Here is a 17,424-nt window from a genome sequence, read left to right as displayed (position 1 = left end):
CTTGGCTATATAGAAAATCATTAAATTTACTTAATTGTTGAAATAGCAAGCGAATAAACACAATCTTGTTTATATTTGTGTTTGCATCTCATGTATTGGGAAGTATACAAAACGATTATATAGAAATAGAATTCCAGCATTTGGAAATAATGACATAAAAAAAGTAGAATGACAAGTACAATACAAAGAGCCGAGTTACAAGCGCAAATTTGGAAAATAGCCAACGAAGTGCGTGGCTCTGTAGATGGATGGGATTTTAAACACTTTGTGTTAGGAACGCTATTCTATCGCTTTATTAGTGAAAATTTCACTAGTTACATCGAAGGTGGCGACGAGAGTGTGAACTATGCGAATACCCCAGATGAGGTAATAACCCCTGAGATTAAAGCGGATGCCATTAAAACAAAAGGCTACTTTATTTATCCTAGTCAGCTTTTTGTAACAATTGCTAAAAATGCCAAAACCAATACAAACCTGAATACCGATTTAGCAGCCATATTTGCAGCCATTGAAAGTTCTGCCAATGGTTATCCATCCGAAGAGGATATAAAAGGATTGTTTGCTGATTTTGATACGACCAGTAATCGACTCGGAAATACCGTTGAAAATAAAAATAGCCGTTTAACTGCTGTTTTAAAGGGAGTAGAAGGATTAAAAATGGGCAATTTTGAAGACAACCATATTGATCTTTTTGGCGATGCCTATGAGTTTCTGATCTCTAATTATGCAGCCAATGCCGGCAAGTCGGGAGGAGAATTTTTTACGCCACAACATGTCTCAAAACTCATTGCACAACTGGCCATGCACAAACAGGAGAGCGTGAATAAAATTTACGACCCTGCCGCAGGTTCCGGCTCTCTGCTTTTGCAGGCAAAAAAACATTTCGACAATCACATTATCGAAGAAGGGTTTTTTGGTCAGGAAATCAACCATACCACCTACAACCTGGCTCGTATGAATATGTTTTTGCACAATGTGAATTACGACAAGTTTAATATTGTGCTTGGCGATACCCTTATGGCTCCGCAATTGGGCGACGATAAACCCTTCGATGCCATTGTATCCAATCCTCCCTACTCGGTAAATTGGGTGGGCAGCGACGACCCAACCCTTATTAACGACGACCGTTTTGCCCCCGCAGGTGTTTTGGCTCCCAAATCGAAAGCAGATTTTGCCTTTGTGCTGCATGCACTTTCTTACCTCTCCAGCAAAGGGCGAGCAGCTTTGGTCTGTTTTCCGGGTATTTTTTACCGGGGTGGTGCCGAACAAAAAATTAGAAAGTATTTGGTAGATAACAACTTTGTAGAGACGGTTATCTCCTTAGCTCCCAACCTTTTCTTTGGAACCTCCATAGCAGTAAATATTCTGGTTCTCTCCAAACACAAGAGCGATACTACCACACAATTTATTGATGCCAGTGGGGAGAAATTCTTTAAGAAAGCAACCAATAACAATGTGTTGGAAGATGCCCATATCGAGGCCATTATGCAACTGTTCGACAGCAAAAAGAATGTGGACCATGTTGCCAGGTCGGTCGATTTTGATGCAATAGCCAACAACGATTACAACCTATCGGTAAGCTCTTATGTAGAAGCGGAAGATAATCGGGAGAAGGTTGATATTGCAGTGCTGAATACTGAGATTGCAAAAACTGTAGAGAAGATTAACGCACTGCGTACCGATATTGATGCAATAGTAAAGGAGATTGAGGCATGAGCGAAGAACCCAAAGAAGTAATCATATATAAAAGTTCTGACGGACTTTCTGAACTTTCTGTTCATTTAAAAAATGAAGATGTTTGGTTAACTCAAAAACAACTTGTTGAATTATACCAAACGGCAAAGTCAACTGTAAGTGAGCATGTTAAAAATATTTATGCCGACGAGGAACTAAATCAAGAGGCAACTGTTCGGAAAATCCGAACAGTTCAAAAAGAAGGCAATAGAGAGGTGTCTCGCGAATTAGATTACTATAATCTTGATTTGATAATTGCTCTAGGATATAGAATTAATTCAAAGATTGCGACACGTTTTCGCCAATGGGCTACCCAACGCCTAAAAGAGTATATTATAAAAGGTTTTACGATGGACGATGAACGTCTTAAAAACCTTGGTGGTGGCAATTACTGGAAAGAACTGCTCGATCGTATTCGTGATATTCGTTCCAGTGAAAAGGTTATGTATCGTCAGGTACTTGAATTATATTCTACAGCAACCGATTACGACCCTAAAGGTGAAGAGAGTATCACCTTTTTTAAAATCGTTCAAAACAAACTCCATTTTGCAGCCCACGGAAATACTGCCAGTGAGGTTATTTATCTGCGTGTTGATAGTGATAAACCCTTTGCAGGGCTAACCAGCTTTAAAGGTAGTCAGCCAACACAAGCAGAAGCGATGATTGCCAAAAATTATTTGAGTGAGAAAGAACTGAAAGTCCTTAATAACCTTGTTTCAGCCTATTTTGATTTAGCTGAATTGAATGCCATTGAAGAAAGAGAAATGAAAATGGCAGATTTTGTTAGGGAACTAGATACCATACTCTCGTCAGCCAGAAGAAAACTGCTAGAGAATGCAGGACAAATCTCTGCTAGCAAAGCAAAAGAGAAAGCTAAGCTTGAGTATAAGAAATACCAAGCCAAAACACTGGATAGTGTAGAAGAAGAGTATCTAAAAACAATTTCTCTATTGGAAAAACAGGCAAAAAAGCAAAGCCGTAAAAACAACAATAAGGCATGAGTGTAAAACCAAAAATGAACACAGATAAACAAAAATTACAATTGATAGAAAAACTCCTTGACGGTGTGCAGGTGGAATGGAAAACTTTAGGGGAAGTATTGAAAATTAAAAACGGGAAAGATTATAAACAATTTCAAGTAGGGAATATCCCAGTTTATGGCTCTGGAGGTGTGATGAAATATATAGATACAGCAGTCTACAATAAACCATCAGTTTTAATACCTAGGAAAGGTTCACTTGGCAATTTATTTTATGTCGACTTTCCTTTTTGGACTGTAGATACAATATTTTGGACAATAATAAATACTGATGTTATTGAACCAAAATTTGTTTATTATTTCCTACAAACGCAAAACCTTGAGAAATTAAATAAAGCAGGTGGTGTACCAAGTTTAACACAAACTATTTTGAATAAAATAAAAATTCCCATCCCCCCTCTCTCCGTACAAAAAGAGATCGTTCGCATTCTAGACACCTTTACCGAGCTCACAGCCGAGCTCACAGCTGAGCTTACAGCTCGTAAAAAGCAGTATAACTACTATCGGGAGCAATTGCTGAGCTTTGAAGATGGCGAAGTCGAATGGAAGACTTTGGGGGAAGTTTCAGAGAAAATCTATTCTGGGGGAACTCCTAAAACAGGGATTTTGGAATATTGGGTAGATGGAACAATTCCATGGATGAGTTCAGGTGAAGTAAATCTTGAAAATGTATATCAAACTGAAAAATTTATTACTGAATCTGGTTTGAAAAATTCAAGTGCGAAACTTGTTCCTGCTAATTCAATAGTAATTGCATTAGCAGGGCAAGGTAAAACTCGAGGTAAAGTTGCACGTATTAGAATTGAACTAACAACAAATCAATCGTTAGCCTCTCTTACTTTTGATAAATTTAAGATTAATCCTGACTATGTTTATCACTTTATGAAAACACAGTATGAGAAATTCAGACAGATTTCATCTGGTAGTGGGACTCGTGGAGGTCTTAATCTAAAGATGATTTCAAGTTATAAATTACCAGTGCCGTCGCTAGCCGAACAATCCCGCATCGTTTCCATTCTCGACAAATTCGATACCCTCACGGCATCCATCAGCGAAGGATTGCCAAAAGAAATAGAATTACGCAAAAAACAATACGAATATTACCGCGATAAATTATTAACATTTAACAAACCGTAGGGGCGACCCTACGTGGTCGCCCATTGATAATGATGGTCGCCCAAAATAAAATGGTCGCCCATTGATAATGATGGTCGCCCAAAATAAAATGGTCGTTCCAAATAATGAAAAAGGTAACCGACGGGATTGCCTCAACGAATAAAAAAAATAAAAATGCAATACAATCCACAAAAACACCACCGCAAATCCATCCGATTAAAAGGGTACGATTATTCGCAGGCAGGATTCTATTTCATTACCATTTGCACGCAAAACCGGGCCCGTATGTTTGGCGATATCAATAATGGGAAAATGATTTTGAATGACGCAGGCAAAATGATTGAAAAATGGTATTACGAATTGGAAAACAAATTCCCCGATATAAAATGCCACGAATTAATAATAATGCCCAATCATATCCATTTCATCATCCAAAATACCGGAATTAACGTAGGGGCAGACCTATGTGTCTGCCCTAATAAAACGAACGATGTTCCGACATCGGGCGCACCCGCCAATGTATCGGGCGCACCCGCCAATGTGTTGGGCGCACCCGCCAATGTATTGGGCGCACCCGCCAATGTGTTGGGCGCACCCGCCAATGTATTGGGCGCACCCGCCAATGTATCGGGCGCACCCGCCAATGTGTTGGGCGCACCCGCCAATGTGTTGGGCGCACCCGCCAATGTGTTGGGCGCACCCGCCAATGTATCGGGCGCACCCGCCAATGTGTTGGGCGCACCCGCCAATGTATTGGGCGCACCCGCCAATGTATCGGGCGCACCCGCCAATGTATTGGGCGCACCCGCCAATGTATCGGGCGCACCCGCCAATGTGTTGGGCGCACCCGCCAATGTGTTGGGCGCACCCGCCAATGTATTGGGCGCACCCGCCAATGTATTGGGCGCACCCGCCAATGTATTGGGCGAACACACAGGTTCGCCCCTACGGCATATCATACAATGGTTAAAAACGATGACCACAAATGAATATATTCGTGGGGTAAAACAAAACAATTGGCCACGATTTAATGGTAAATTGTGGCAACGCAATTATTGGGAACATATTATTCGTGATGAAAACGAATACCAACGCATTTCGCAATACATAATTGATAATCCACAAAAATGGAAAAACGATAAATTAAACGGTGGTGATGGAAATGTTGTGATGGAAACACCAACACCATATAACGAAGAACCCTGGATGATATAACATTATGAGCAACTACAAAACCATAGCCGAAACAAACAATTTTATTGTTTTAGACAACTACACGAAGTTTTCGGAGGTGAATGAGGCACCTGTAATCTATCAAAGCGAGGCAAGTTTAGAAAAAGAGTTGATTCAGGATTTAAGCAATCAAGGTTATGAATACCTGCCTAAGCTTACCACTCCCGAGGCAATGCTCGCCAATGTAAGGCTGCAGTTGCAAACGCTCAACAAAATGGAGTTTAAAGAGGGAGAATGGTCTCGTTTTGTGGAGGAATATTTAGACAAACCTGCTGATAACCTTATCGACAAAACAAAAAAACTGCACGATAACTACATCTACGATTTTGTATTTGATGATGGACATATTCAAAATATTTACCTGGCAGATAAAAAGAATGTTGCTCGTAATAAAGTGCAGGTCATCTCACAATTTGAGCAAAAAGGGACTCAGGCAAACCGTTACGATGTAACCATTTTAGTAAATGGCTTGCCTTTGGTACAAATAGAACTAAAAAAACGAGGAGTTGCCATTCGCGAAGCCTTTAATCAGGTGCACCGTTACACCAAAGAGAGCTTTAACAGCGAAAATTCTCTTTTTAAGTACTTACAAATTTTTGTGATTTCGAATGGTACCGACAGCCGCTATTTTGCCAATACTGTAGAGCGAAATAAAAATAGTTTCGACTTTACCATGAACTGGGCGAAGTCGGATAATTCCCTTATTAAAGACCTAAAGGATTTTACGATCACCTTTTTTCAAAAAAGAACGCTTTTAAATGTTCTTTTTAACTATTCGGTATTCGATATAAGCAACACGCTTTTAATAATGCGCCCCTACCAAATTGCTGCTACCGAACGAATTTTATGGAAGATAGCAAGTTCCTATCAAGCCAAAAAGTGGTCTAAATCGGAAAGTGGCGGGTACATCTGGCATACCACAGGATCGGGAAAAACCCTTACCAGTTTTAAAGCAGCACGTTTGGCTACCGAACTGGAATTTATCGATAAAGTATTTTTTGTGGTCGATCGAAAAGATCTCGATTTCCAAACCATGAAAGAGTACCAACGATTCTCTCCCGATAGTGTGAATGGTTCGGAGAGCACAGCGGGCTTAAAAAGAAATATCGATAAGGAGGATAATAAAATTATTGTAACCACCATTCAGAAGCTGAACAACCTGATGAAAGGGGAGAGTGAGCTCCCAATTTTTCAAAAGCAAGTGGTTTTTATTTTCGATGAAGCGCACCGTTCACAATTTGGCGAGGCACAAAAGAACCTAAAAAAGAAGTTTAAAAAGTACTATCAATTTGGTTTTACAGGAACGCCTATTTTTCCCGAAAATGCGTTGGGTGCCGAGACTACGGCCAGTGTTTTTGGTCGCGAATTGCACTCCTACGTAATTACCGATGCCATTAGAGACGAGAAAGTATTGAAGTTTAAGGTAGACTACAATAATGTTCGCCCCCATTTTAAGGCTTTTGAAACCGAACTAGATGAGAAGAAGTTAAGCGCAGCAGAAAATAAGGAAGCATTGCTTCACCCAACTCGTATCAACGAGATTTCTAAATATATTCTGCAAAACTTTAGGCAGAAAACCCATAGAACACAAGGAAGTAAAAAAAGGTTTAATGCCATGTTTGCTGTTAGCAGTGTTGATGCTGCAAAATGCTACTACCAAGCAATAAACCAGCTGCAGCAAGCAAGCGATCAAGCTCTAAAGATTGCCACTATCTTCTCCTTTGCCGCCAACGAAGCACAAAATGCCATCGGAGAAATTACCGATGAGTCTTTCGAAACCGCTGCTATGGATACCAGCGCAAAAGAGTTTTTAAGCGCGGCTATTAATGACTATAATGGCATGTTTAAAATGAATTATGGCATCGATAGTAAAGGCTTTCAGGACTACTATAAGGATCTTGCCAAGCGGGTAAAAAATAAAGATATTGATCTGCTTATTGTAGTGGGAATGTTTCTAACGGGTTTCGATGCGCCAAGCTTAAATACTCTTTTTGTTGATAAAAATCTGCATTATCATGGCTTAATGCAGGCTTTTTCGCGTACCAATCGTATTTATGATGCCACCAAAACCTTTGGCAATATTGTCACCTTTAGAGATTTGGAACAGGCAACGATTGATGCCATTACCCTTTTTGGGGATAGCAGTACCAAAAATGTAGTGCTGGAGAAAAGCTATAAAGAGTATTTAGAAGGCTTTACGGATATTGCAACAGGAGAAGCTCGTCGTGGATACATCGATGTGGTAAAGGAATTGAATGAGAAATTCCCAAGCCCCGATGAGATTGTAACAGAAAAAGATAAAAAAGAATTTGCGAAACTCTTTGGTGAGTATCTTCGCATTGAAAATATCCTCCAAAACTATGATGAGTTTGTGAGCCTAAAAGCGCTAAAAGCACTTAACAAGGAAGATTCTAAAGCGATTGAAGACTTTAAGGATACGTACTTTGTAAGCGATGAGGAAATAGCGACTATGCAGGAGGTAGATGTGCCTACAGAACGAACCGTACAAGACTACCGATCTACCTATAACGATATTCGGGATTGGCTGCGTAAAGAGAGAAGTGGCAAGGAGGCCGAGGAATCGGCAATAGATTGGGACGATGTTGTTTTTGAGGTAGATTTGCTCAAATCTCAGGAGATAGACCTGGATTATATTCTTGAATTGATTTTTGATCACAATAAAAAAATAAAAGACAAAGACTCCTTAATAGAAGAGGTTCGTCGTATGATTCGTGCCAGCATAGGCAACCGGGCAAAAGAGAGCTTAGTGGTTGCTTTTATCCATGAAACCGATTTAGATACCATTCACGATAAAGCAAGTATTATTGATGCTTTCTTTACTTATGCTCAAGCGAAGCAAAAACAGGAGCTTAGCGAAATAATTGCAGAGGAGGACTTAAATGAAGAAGAAGCGAAACGATACATTACCGCCTCCTTAAAGCGGGAATACGCATCGGAAAATGGTACAGAGCTCAATGCTATTTTACCTAAAATGAGTCCCTTAAATCCGAAATACTTACAGAAGAAACAAAGTGTTTTTCAAAAGATTGCCTCATTTGTGGAGAAATTTAAGGGAGTGGGGGGACATGTTTAGGCAAAAAAACAGTTAGTTAGCTCTTTCGGGAGAAAATTTTTTTAAAGCATTGGTACAGCCTGCAAATTTTCTGTTTGCAGGCTTTTTTTGCACAATACAATAGGCAACCAGGAATAAGCAGTTGCTGCAAGGCTTCCTCGAAAAAATACCCATTAAGCTTGGTTTAGAGGGCTCACCAGCTTCCATCAGCCGATGGAAGCTGACGCAAGGCTGCATGGGCCTTCCATCAGCCGATGGAAGCTTGTCGCAAGGCTGCATGGACCTTCCATCAGTCGATGGAAGCTTGTCGCAAGGCTGCATGGACCTTCCATCAGCCGATGGAAGCTTGTCGCAAGGCTGCATGGACCTTCCATCAGCCAGCAAAGCGGTTCTATTTTGCAGCAGTTAACTTTCATAAAAACATAATACAAATATTAAAATTTTTTTTTGTTCACCTAAAAAAACACTATATTCATGCCTGTTATTAAAATTTAAAACTTTTATTATGATCGAAAAAGTAAAGCTGTCGAACTTGCGAAACAGCGAATTCATTGAGTTTTTTAAAACTCTTATTCAGTTGGTTGAGGGTAAAAGCATAAGCGCCTCTCGAGTAAAAGAAAAGCTGAATGAGCTAATTCTATTGGTTAAGCAGGTAGACAGTGTTTTTAAACCAGAATTGGGCAGTAAATTAACCGGAAAATTGCAGGAGGTTGATGCCGAACGCGACAATTTAATTGCGGGTATCGATTTAATTATTGAAGGTTATTGTCATCATTTCGACAGTGCACTTAAAATGAAGGCTGAATTATTATGGAATTCTTTACGCACCTATGGAACAGGAATTCAAAGGCTCGGCTATCAGGAGGAAACTCAGGTTCTCGATAACCTTAGTCAACGTTGGTTAAGCACCAGTGAATTAACCGATGCTTTGGTTTCATTAAATCTGTTCGACTGGGTGAACGAAATAAAAAAACAGAACGATTTGTTCCGGGCAAACTATATCGATCGGGTCGATACGGATGCAAGTCAATTGGATATTAGAACCATTGATCTGCGCAAGCAAATTGCAAAAACTTACGATGATTTAAATGATTTACTGCAAGCCTATGCAATTATTGGCGACGAGCCAACTTATGGTCAGGTAATTAATTCATCGAACGAGTTAATAGGAAAATACAATCAGTTATTAAAAAACAGAAGTGCCAGTCAGGAAGAAACCCCTGTTGCATAAGCTACTTCTTACCAATAAGAATAAAAAAACTACTTGTAAAAATGGGTAGTTTTTTTTTGTTTTCTGCTAGTTGAAGTTATGTTGAAATAACGCCAAACCCTAAAGGGGCTTAAAAGGGTAATCGGTTTGGGAAAGTCCCCTTCAGGGGATTTAGGGGTAATGAGAAGTGAAGTAAAAAGAATAGAAGAGAAGTCGAAGTTATGCATTACCCCAAACCCTAAAGGGGCTTAAAAGGGTAATCGGTTTGGGAGAGTCCCCGTTAGGGAATTGGAACGAAGTGGAAATCGACGAAGTCCATTTAGGGGTAGATGAGATGAGGAACAAGAAACAGGAAATAAGAAAGCAAGCGTACTCCCTCGTACGATAGTATCGTGTGGTTTGTGAAAGATATGTGGTAGGTAATGCAATTAGGTGTTACTGATTAATTGTAATTAATAATCCTACTTTAACTATTTGTTTGAAGTGGGATTATTTTTAGGATTTATTTTCGATTCTAATTTATTTATACAAGAATGAATAGCTTGAAAACAAAAAAGACTGTAAATCCCTTGATTTACAGTCTTTTGCTTTAGGATAAATCCTAAGTTGCGGAGAAAGAGGGAGTAGAACTTATGTTTGACAATGCTTTGATTGTTGGTGATTTGAATGTTCTGAAAGTTGAGTTCACCTGAGTGTTCACTAATGTTGACAATTAATGAATGTCATATTTTCCATGCATCTTTTTAAATTCACCAATTTGGTTGTTATCGTAGCTTAATCCCAAAATAAGTACATCTCCTGTATTAGTAAGCCTAAACATATTGTCAAACATGGTTCTTGCGATCATCGTCGAATAGTGAATAAATTTAGTTGTTACCAAAAATATGTATGTTTCAATTAATTTGGTGTGATGTATCTGTTCATATTCACGATGAATTTGCTTGCCTATTCACACAACTATTAGTCGGAATGATTAGTAGCTCATTTAGAATCCCAATATCTCTATTTTCGTATTTAGATATCTTTTAATTGCAAATTAAAGTTTTATCATTTACAATTCTTCTTATGTAGTTGGTAATGTGTGTGTTTTTGTGTTTTTCTTATTTTATGTATTAACATTTCTAACATATAATGGTATCATTAGTTACATGTCTGTTATCATTTGAACCCTTATTCGTTAACAATTTTTAACAAGTTAGAGGTAAGTCCGCAATATATTTGCAACATGTTTAATAACCGAGTTTTATTTAAATCTGATTTCTATGATGATTAAAAAAGCGAAACAAAAGATTCCGGTGCAATCCTTATCAAGGCAGTTGCTTATTTTTACTGGAATTGCGCTAATGTTGCTTTCTGCAACTGTGGCATATGGGCAGACAGAACGAACCGTAACTGGTGTTGTTGTATCTGCGACAGACAATACGCCAATACCAGGTACGAATGTAGTTATAAAAGGAACTACGATTGGTGGAAGTACCGATATCGATGGAAACTTTTCTATTCAAGTTAACGAAAACGATGTCGTAGTTTTTTCTTTTATTGGTTTTAGATCTCAAGAAGTTCTTATTTCCAATCAGCAGGTAGTAAATATTATATTGGTTGAAGATGTATCCAACCTTGATGAAGTAATTGTTGTTGGTTATGGTGTTCAACAGAAAAAATTAGTGACTGGTGCTACTTCTCAGATGAAGGGAGATGCAATTCAAAAGCAAAATGCAACTAACCCTTTACAAGCCATGCAGGGGCAAACGGCCGGTGTTAATATTGCGTCTACTTCTGGGCAACCAGGATCTGACATGAGAGTAACAATTCGGGGTATTGGTACGGTTGGGGACTCTCAACCACTCTATATTATTGATGGAGTTCAAGGAGATATCACAACGGTTAATGCTTCGGATATTGAAAGTCTGGATGTGTTAAAAGATGCTGCGTCTGCCGCCATTTATGGTTCTCAGGCCGCTAATGGTGTAGTTTTGGTTACTACAAAACAAGGAAAAGCAGGAAAGGCTCAAATTTCCTTTGATGCTTATTATGGTGTGCAAAATGTAGCAAGAACCACTGATATGCTGAACAGTAATGAATACATTTCAATCATGCAGGAGCAAGCCTTAAACTCAGGGTCTGCTTTGTACGATGCAAGTGTTTTTGAAGGTGGGGCCGATACCGATTGGGTGAATCAAATGTTTGATGACAATGCTGTAACTGAGAATTATTCACTTGGAATTACCGGAGGAACAGATGCTTCTGTTTATGCTATTTCCTTATCCTATATTGATCAGGAAGGTGTTGTTGGCGGATCTGATGTATCGAATTATGAACGATATGGATTCCGTGTTAATACAGAGCACAAATTGTATGAAAATATTTTAAAGATTGGGCAGCATATGAACTTCAATTATATTAAGAATAATGGAGTTGCAGTTGGCAATCAATACAGCAATAGCTTAAGAGGTGCGTTTGGTACGTCTCCTTTATCACCAGTTTATAGTGATAATAATATTTATGAGAGTCCTTATAACGACACATCTAATTCACAATGGAATACTGGCGATGGTAATCCTTACGGAGCATTAATGACTAACAATAAAAATGCTAATGATCAGCAAAAGATGCTTGCTGATATTTATGCGGAGTTAGAGCCTGTTAAAAATTTAAAAATCAAATCATTGTTTGGTTTTAACTATTATGCTTCTGAATATAGAAGTTATTCACCATTGTATCAGTTCTCTATTTATTCGTACAACAATGATCACACTACAGTGAATCAAAGTATGAGTAAAGGACATACCATGACTTGGACCAATACAGCAAGTTATAGTTTTGATATTAATGAAGTGCATAAGTTTGATGTGTTGGCAGGTATGGAAGTTGTTCGATTTCAGGGAAGTGATTTAAATGCTTCGAACTGGGATTTGCTCTCACAGTTTAACAATTTCGGAGGAGCTTATCTTAATAATACAAGTGGACAAGCAGAGTTAGATAAAGATCCGGAAACTGGTGACGTAAAAGGAGTTATTGAGAAACGTACAGTTGGAGGTGGACCGGCGGTAAAATCACGTCGTCAATCCTATTTTGGTCGTTTGGGATACAACTACAAAGAGAAATATATGCTAAATGCGACTTTGCGTGCAGATGCTTCATCAAAGTTTACCAAAGGAAATCGTTGGGGATATTTTCCATCTGTTTCAGCAGGTTGGGTAGCAACAAATGAGTCGTTTATGGAAGGTGCTAATGAGTGGATGGACTTTTTAAAGGTTCGCGTAAGTTGGGGACAAGTAGGGAACCAGTCTATTGATGATTTTCAATATGCAGCACCTATTAATACATCAACTAATTTTTCAGGATCTGATCCAGCGGCTAATTATGTGTTTGGTACTGCATTGGTAAATACACCGGGAGCTTATCCAAGTAGATTATCCAACCCGAATGTAAAGTGGGAAACCTCAGAACAAACCAATATTGGTGTAGATGCTTATTTTATGAATAGTCGTTTGGGTGTTAATGCTGATTTTTATGTAAAAACAACTAAGGACTGGCTGGTTACAGCACCAATTTTAGCAACTGCAGGCGCATCTGCTCCTGTTATTAATGGTGGTGATGTTAAAAATACCGGGATTGAGTTAGCCTTGTCATGGTCTGATAATATAGGAGATTTACACTACCATATAGGTGTTAATGGAGCTTATAATAAAAACGAGGTGGGACAAATTCCTACTGATGATGGAATTATTCATGGCTTATCAAATATGTTGTATGATAATTCACCGGAGTTTTACCGGGCTGAGAATGGTCATGCTATTGGATATTTCTGGGGCTATGAAACAGCAGGGATATTCCAAAATGAAGCTGAGATACAAGCCTGGCGCGATGCGGGCAATGGGATTTTGCAGGACGGCGTAAAACCAGGCGATGTGAAATATGTAGATCAGGATAAAGATGGAATTGTAAATTCTGACGATAAAATAGATTTAGGTAGTGGTATTCCCGATTTGACTTATGGCTTTAATCTTAATTTGGACTACAAAGGATTTGATTTGGCAATTTCTGCTAATGGTGTTGTAGGTAATGAAATTGTACAGTCGTACCGGAACCAGGGAAATAAGAAAGCCAATTACACAACAGCCATATTGCAGCGCTGGACTGGTGAAGGAACCTCCAATAACATGCCACGTGTTTCAGAAACTAATGTAAACTGGCAATTCTCTGATCTTTATATTCAAAATGGAGACTTCTTGCGAATTAGCAATATTGCACTGGGATATGATTTTAGCAGATTAACTCAAAACTCACTATTCAGTCAGTTAAGATTATATGCCGCTGTTCAGAACGCCTTTACCTTTACAAAGTATGATGGTATGGATCCGGAAATAGGATATGGAACAGAAAGTTGGGTGTCGGGTGTTGATTTGGGATACTACCCACGTCCTCGTACTTTCCTGATAGGTGTTAATCTTAAGTTTTAATGTTGATAAAGATTTAGAATTATGAACAAAATAAAATTAAATATTCTAACATTAGGAATGGCGGGTCTGGGATTATTCTCTTGCTCAGAATCATTCCTGGATGTAGAACCGGAGACCTCCATTTTTGATAGTAACTTTTACAAAACAGAGGCTGATTTTGAAATGGCTTTGGTCGGTTGTTACGACGGATATCAGAGAACAACATCCGATGGAGGAACAGCTTTCTACATAGCTTCAGAGCTTCTATCAGATGAATGTTTTGGTGGAGCAGGTGCGGGGGATGATCGAAACAATCAACTTTTAGATCGATTTGATTTAAGTCAGGCACCTTCCTACAACGATATTTTTAACGAGACATGGAAATCCTATTATGCTGGAATTTTTCGTTGTAATAAGTTGCTAACGAAACTGGATGGTATTAGCTGGGAAGGAAAAGAAGATACTCGTAACAGAATAGAAGGTGAGACTCGTTATTTACGTGCGGTATTGTATTTCGATTTGGCACGATTGTTCAATAAAGTGCCCTTGTTGCTTGAACCAACTACCGATAATGTGCCGCAATCGGAACCGGCAGCTATTTATAAAGTAATTGCAGAAGATTTAAAGTTTGCTGCTGAAAATATCAATCAGCCGGCTTACTCCCTTTCATGGGCGACAGCAAATGACGGACGGGCTACTCAATGGGCTGCAAAAGCCGTGTTGGGAAGAGTATTCTTATTTTATACAGGTTATTATGGTACTGCTGACTTAGAAGGAGTGGTTGATAAAGCTTATGTGTTGGAAGGACTTGAGAATGTGATCGACGAAGGAGGTTTTTCATTAGTTTCGGAATACAAAAATCTTTGGGAAGCAGCCTCGACTACACCAGTATCTGAAGATAATACTTTAGCAAGTACTTGGGCCGGAAGAGGAAACTCTGAAGCAGTATTTACACAAAAATTCAATTATACTTCCGATTATAATGGTAATGTTGATGGAAACAGATGGTTGGTGATGATGGGATTAAGAGAAACTACTTCTTCGCCTTATGGTTACGGATGGGGATTATGCACCGTAAATCCAAAAACCGCTCAGAGTTTTGATACTGATGATCAGCGGAAAACTGCATCGGTTATTGATATGGTTTCTGAAGGTGTGATAGAAGATGTTGATCTATCCAAGTGGAGGGAATATACCGGATATTGTAATAAAAAGTACATACCTCTTGCCCTTCCTGATGGAACTAATATTGTTGACGGTTTAGGTGAGGGTGATAACCAAATTTCACAATTTCAGGATTTTATCGTGATGCGTTATTCTGATGTTTTATTGATGGCTGCTGAATTGGGCAGTGCAAAGGCTCAAACATATTTTGATGAAGTGAGAGGACGGGCAGGTTTAGGTACTAAAACCGTAACGAAGGAAGCCATTATGGCAGAACGTAGGGTAGAGTTTGCTTTTGAAGGAATAAGATATTGGGATTTATTGCGTCAGGGAATTGATGTGGCTGCCGCTGCAATTGCAGAAAATAATACAGAGGTATTAAGTGCTAATGTGTCTGATTTTATTACAATCACAGAGGCAAACATCAAAAAAACAAATGGTTTTATGCAAATTCCAAATACACAAATTACTCTTTCGAATGGTGTTTTAAAGCAAAATGCAGGATGGTAGTAGTTTTAAAAATATAATATGATGAAAAAACTATATAATTTATTAACATTTCTGATTCTATCAGCTGTAGTGTATACGAGTTGTACACCTGATAAATACGATCTGGAAAAAACCGATATCAAATCTGAAGATTTGGTGGAAGGCATAGCCTATACGATAACACATGATACTGAAAATCCAAATATCGTTTATTTAACAAGTTTGATGGAATCAAATTATCAGTCTTTATGGAGTCATCCTCAAGGAAGAAGTCAAACGCAAAAGGATACGTTAAAGATTGCATTTCCAGGTGTTTATAAGGTTCTTTTTGGTGTGAATACAAGAGGCGGTGTTGTGTTTGCCGCCGATTCTGCAGAATTTGTAATTGATGAATTCTATTCTGGTTTCGTTGATCATATACTATGGACTAATTTAACTGGAGGTGTCGGACATGAAAAAACGTGGCGACTGGATTATGGTTCTTATGGCCTTGCTGCAGGACCTTTAACTTATTGTGAACCTCAAACAACTTGGGATGAATGGCAAGCCGGTACTGCCTCAATTGGATGGGCTCCTGCATGGGTTGGTAATGAATGGATTATAGAAGAAGCTGATAAAGACAGTAGAATGACTTTTAGCCTGATTGACGGTGCTGAGATAACTACACATAAAGTTACCGAAGGAGTGGATGAGGAAGGAACTTTTTCACTGGATGTAGATAATCATACTATAACTACTACAGATGCTACCATTCTTCGTTCCAACAACTTTATTGCCAATGCAACTAACTGGAACCAGAATTTGGCTATTTTGGAGCTAACAGAAAATCAGTTGATGGTTGGCGTAAGAAGAACAAATGATGAAGGAGATTACCTGTATGTTTGGAATTTTGTTTCTGATGAATACGCGGAGAATTATGTGCCGGAAGATTTACCAGATCCTGAACCAATTTTACCTGATGGATGGCAGGATGATGTTGCTAAAGTAGTGAGTTATGATATTAAATGGGTATTATCTCCTGAAACTCCTTTTAATTGGGCGAATTTAGATGGTTCCTTAATGAATGGCGATTGGGTTTCACCTGAAACATATCCTGATTGGACAGGTTTTAATGCTACTATTCCAGAGACTTATAGTAATTTTTCATTAACAACTAATTCTCAAGATAATACTGTAGAAATGGTATTGCCTGACGGCACAGAATCAAGTGGAACATTTGAGTTAGATGAGAAAGGAATATATACATTTTCAGGTGTTACTCCTGAGTTTAATATCTGCTCATGGGTGAATTTATCTACAACTGCAGAAAATCAATGGAGAATTCTTTCAATTGAAAAAAATCTTTCAGGCGATGTAACCGGAATGTGGGTTGGTGCTTTATCAACAGAAAAGCCAGAATATATGTGTTATAAGTTAGTTCCACAAATGGGTAATTCAGAGGCTGATGCATCAGGAACGGAATTGGATGTCGACAATACAAAATTATTGTTTGGTAATCTGGAAGATAATAATGATAAGTTCCGGATAGAAATTTATAATGAATATGGAGACACACAATCTGCTCCTCCTGTAGTTCCAGCTGATGTTGTATTTGAAAATAGCATTGAAATTACTTTTACACTTCAGGGGATCACTCTGCTTGACGGTGCAGCAGGAAGCTACAAAACAGCTATTCAGATGGCTGATGCTGATTGGTCTATTTCAGATTGGGGGGATGGAACTGGTGCTGGTGAAACAACAATTACTGGAGATGGAACCTATACCGTAAGCTGGACTCCTTCAAGTCCTTACGAAACAGCTCTTGTGTTTTGTGTGGATGTTGTTGATTTAATACCAGACTTATCGGATCTTACTGCAGTTTCAGTAACAGTGGATAAAGTTGTAATGTATTGATCGATGGTCATATAGATCTAATAATAATTAA

General features: G+C 38.7%; 9 protein-coding genes. 8 read left to right on the top strand and 1 reads right to left on the bottom strand.

Annotated features, from left to right (window positions below):
- Window positions 1–168 precede the first annotated feature (168 nt).
- From BZG02_RS08605 to BZG02_RS08595, 3 genes are read left to right on the top strand one after another with little or no spacing between them, the layout of a single operon-like run.
- Window positions 169–1,716 carry a type I restriction-modification system subunit M gene (locus tag BZG02_RS08605; RefSeq protein WP_101261018.1) on the top strand — a complete coding sequence of 516 codons (1,548 nt, stop codon included), beginning with the start codon at window positions 169–171 and terminating at the stop codon, window positions 1,714–1,716.
- Window positions 1,713–2,735, top strand: coding sequence for a virulence RhuM family protein (locus BZG02_RS08600; RefSeq protein ID WP_101261017.1), 1,023 nt, complete (start codon window positions 1,713–1,715; stop codon window positions 2,733–2,735). The genes BZG02_RS08605 and BZG02_RS08600 overlap by 4 nt, the downstream gene beginning before the upstream one ends.
- Window positions 2,732–3,910: a restriction endonuclease subunit S gene (locus BZG02_RS08595; protein ID WP_218972194.1), complete on the top strand. Its 1,179-nt coding sequence runs from the start codon at window positions 2,732–2,734 to the stop codon at window positions 3,908–3,910. Before BZG02_RS08600 ends, BZG02_RS08595 begins: the two co-directional genes overlap by 4 nt.
- Before the next feature lie 392 nt (window positions 3,911–4,302).
- Here the strand turns inward: BZG02_RS08595 and BZG02_RS21325 are convergent, their stop codons facing one another.
- The gene (locus BZG02_RS21325) at window positions 4,303–4,848 is read right to left on the bottom strand and encodes a ribosomal eL19 family protein (RefSeq protein WP_425432616.1); all 546 of its coding nucleotides are present in this window, start codon (window positions 4,846–4,848) and stop codon (window positions 4,303–4,305) included.
- A 260-nt stretch (window positions 4,849–5,108) separates the two neighbouring features.
- Here BZG02_RS21325 and BZG02_RS08585 point away from each other — a divergent pair, with 260 nt between their 5' ends.
- From BZG02_RS08585 to BZG02_RS08560, 5 genes are all read left to right on the top strand, one after another.
- Window positions 5,109–8,216 (top strand): type I restriction endonuclease subunit R, encoded by a 3,108-nt coding sequence (locus BZG02_RS08585; protein ID WP_101261016.1) that lies wholly within the window; start codon window positions 5,109–5,111, stop codon window positions 8,214–8,216.
- 484 nt (window positions 8,217–8,700) lie between these two features.
- Window positions 8,701–9,426, top strand: a complete 726-nt coding sequence (locus BZG02_RS08575; protein WP_101261014.1) for a DUF6261 family protein — start codon at window positions 8,701–8,703, stop codon at window positions 9,424–9,426.
- Window positions 9,427–10,667: 1,241 nt separating this feature from the next.
- Complete coding sequence (locus BZG02_RS08570; protein ID WP_245868070.1) at window positions 10,668–13,868, top strand: SusC/RagA family TonB-linked outer membrane protein; 3,201 nt, start codon at window positions 10,668–10,670, stop codon at window positions 13,866–13,868.
- A gap of 21 nt (window positions 13,869–13,889) precedes the next feature.
- Window positions 13,890–15,521 carry a RagB/SusD family nutrient uptake outer membrane protein gene (locus BZG02_RS08565; protein WP_101261013.1) on the top strand — a complete coding sequence of 544 codons (1,632 nt, stop codon included), beginning with the start codon at window positions 13,890–13,892 and terminating at the stop codon, window positions 15,519–15,521.
- A gap of 18 nt (window positions 15,522–15,539) precedes the next feature.
- The gene (locus BZG02_RS08560; protein WP_218972193.1) at window positions 15,540–17,393 is read left to right on the top strand and encodes a hypothetical protein; all 1,854 of its coding nucleotides are present in this window, start codon (window positions 15,540–15,542) and stop codon (window positions 17,391–17,393) included.
- The last annotated feature ends 31 nt before the right edge of the window (window positions 17,394–17,424 follow it).

The sequence above is a fragment of the Labilibaculum filiforme genome (assembly GCF_002843315.1).
GTDB lineage: Bacteria > Bacteroidota > Bacteroidia > Bacteroidales > Marinifilaceae > Labilibaculum > Labilibaculum filiforme.
The sequence above is the reverse complement of the archived record's forward strand: the minus strand, read 5'-3'. Positions and strand labels throughout refer to the sequence as shown.

Bases quoted from the DNA above. Each gene is read 5' to 3' on its own strand.
- BZG02_RS08605 (WP_101261018.1), top strand. From the start codon at position 169: ATGACAAGTACAATACAAAGAGCCGAGTTACAAGCGCAAATTTGGAAA.
- BZG02_RS08600 (WP_101261017.1), top strand. From the start codon at position 1,713: ATGAGCGAAGAACCCAAAGAAGTAATCATATATAAAAGTTCTGACGGA.
- BZG02_RS08595 (WP_218972194.1), top strand. From the start codon at position 2,732: ATGAGTGTAAAACCAAAAATGAACACAGATAAACAAAAATTACAATTG.
- BZG02_RS21325 (WP_425432616.1), bottom strand. From the start codon at position 4,848: ATGATATGCCGTAGGGGCGAACCTGTGTGTTCGCCCAATACATTGGCG.
- BZG02_RS08585 (WP_101261016.1), top strand. From the start codon at position 5,109: ATGAGCAACTACAAAACCATAGCCGAAACAAACAATTTTATTGTTTTA.
- BZG02_RS08575 (WP_101261014.1), top strand. From the start codon at position 8,701: ATGATCGAAAAAGTAAAGCTGTCGAACTTGCGAAACAGCGAATTCATT.
- BZG02_RS08570 (WP_245868070.1), top strand. From the start codon at position 10,668: ATGATGATTAAAAAAGCGAAACAAAAGATTCCGGTGCAATCCTTATCA.
- BZG02_RS08565 (WP_101261013.1), top strand. From the start codon at position 13,890: ATGAACAAAATAAAATTAAATATTCTAACATTAGGAATGGCGGGTCTG.
- BZG02_RS08560 (WP_218972193.1), top strand. From the start codon at position 15,540: ATGATGAAAAAACTATATAATTTATTAACATTTCTGATTCTATCAGCT.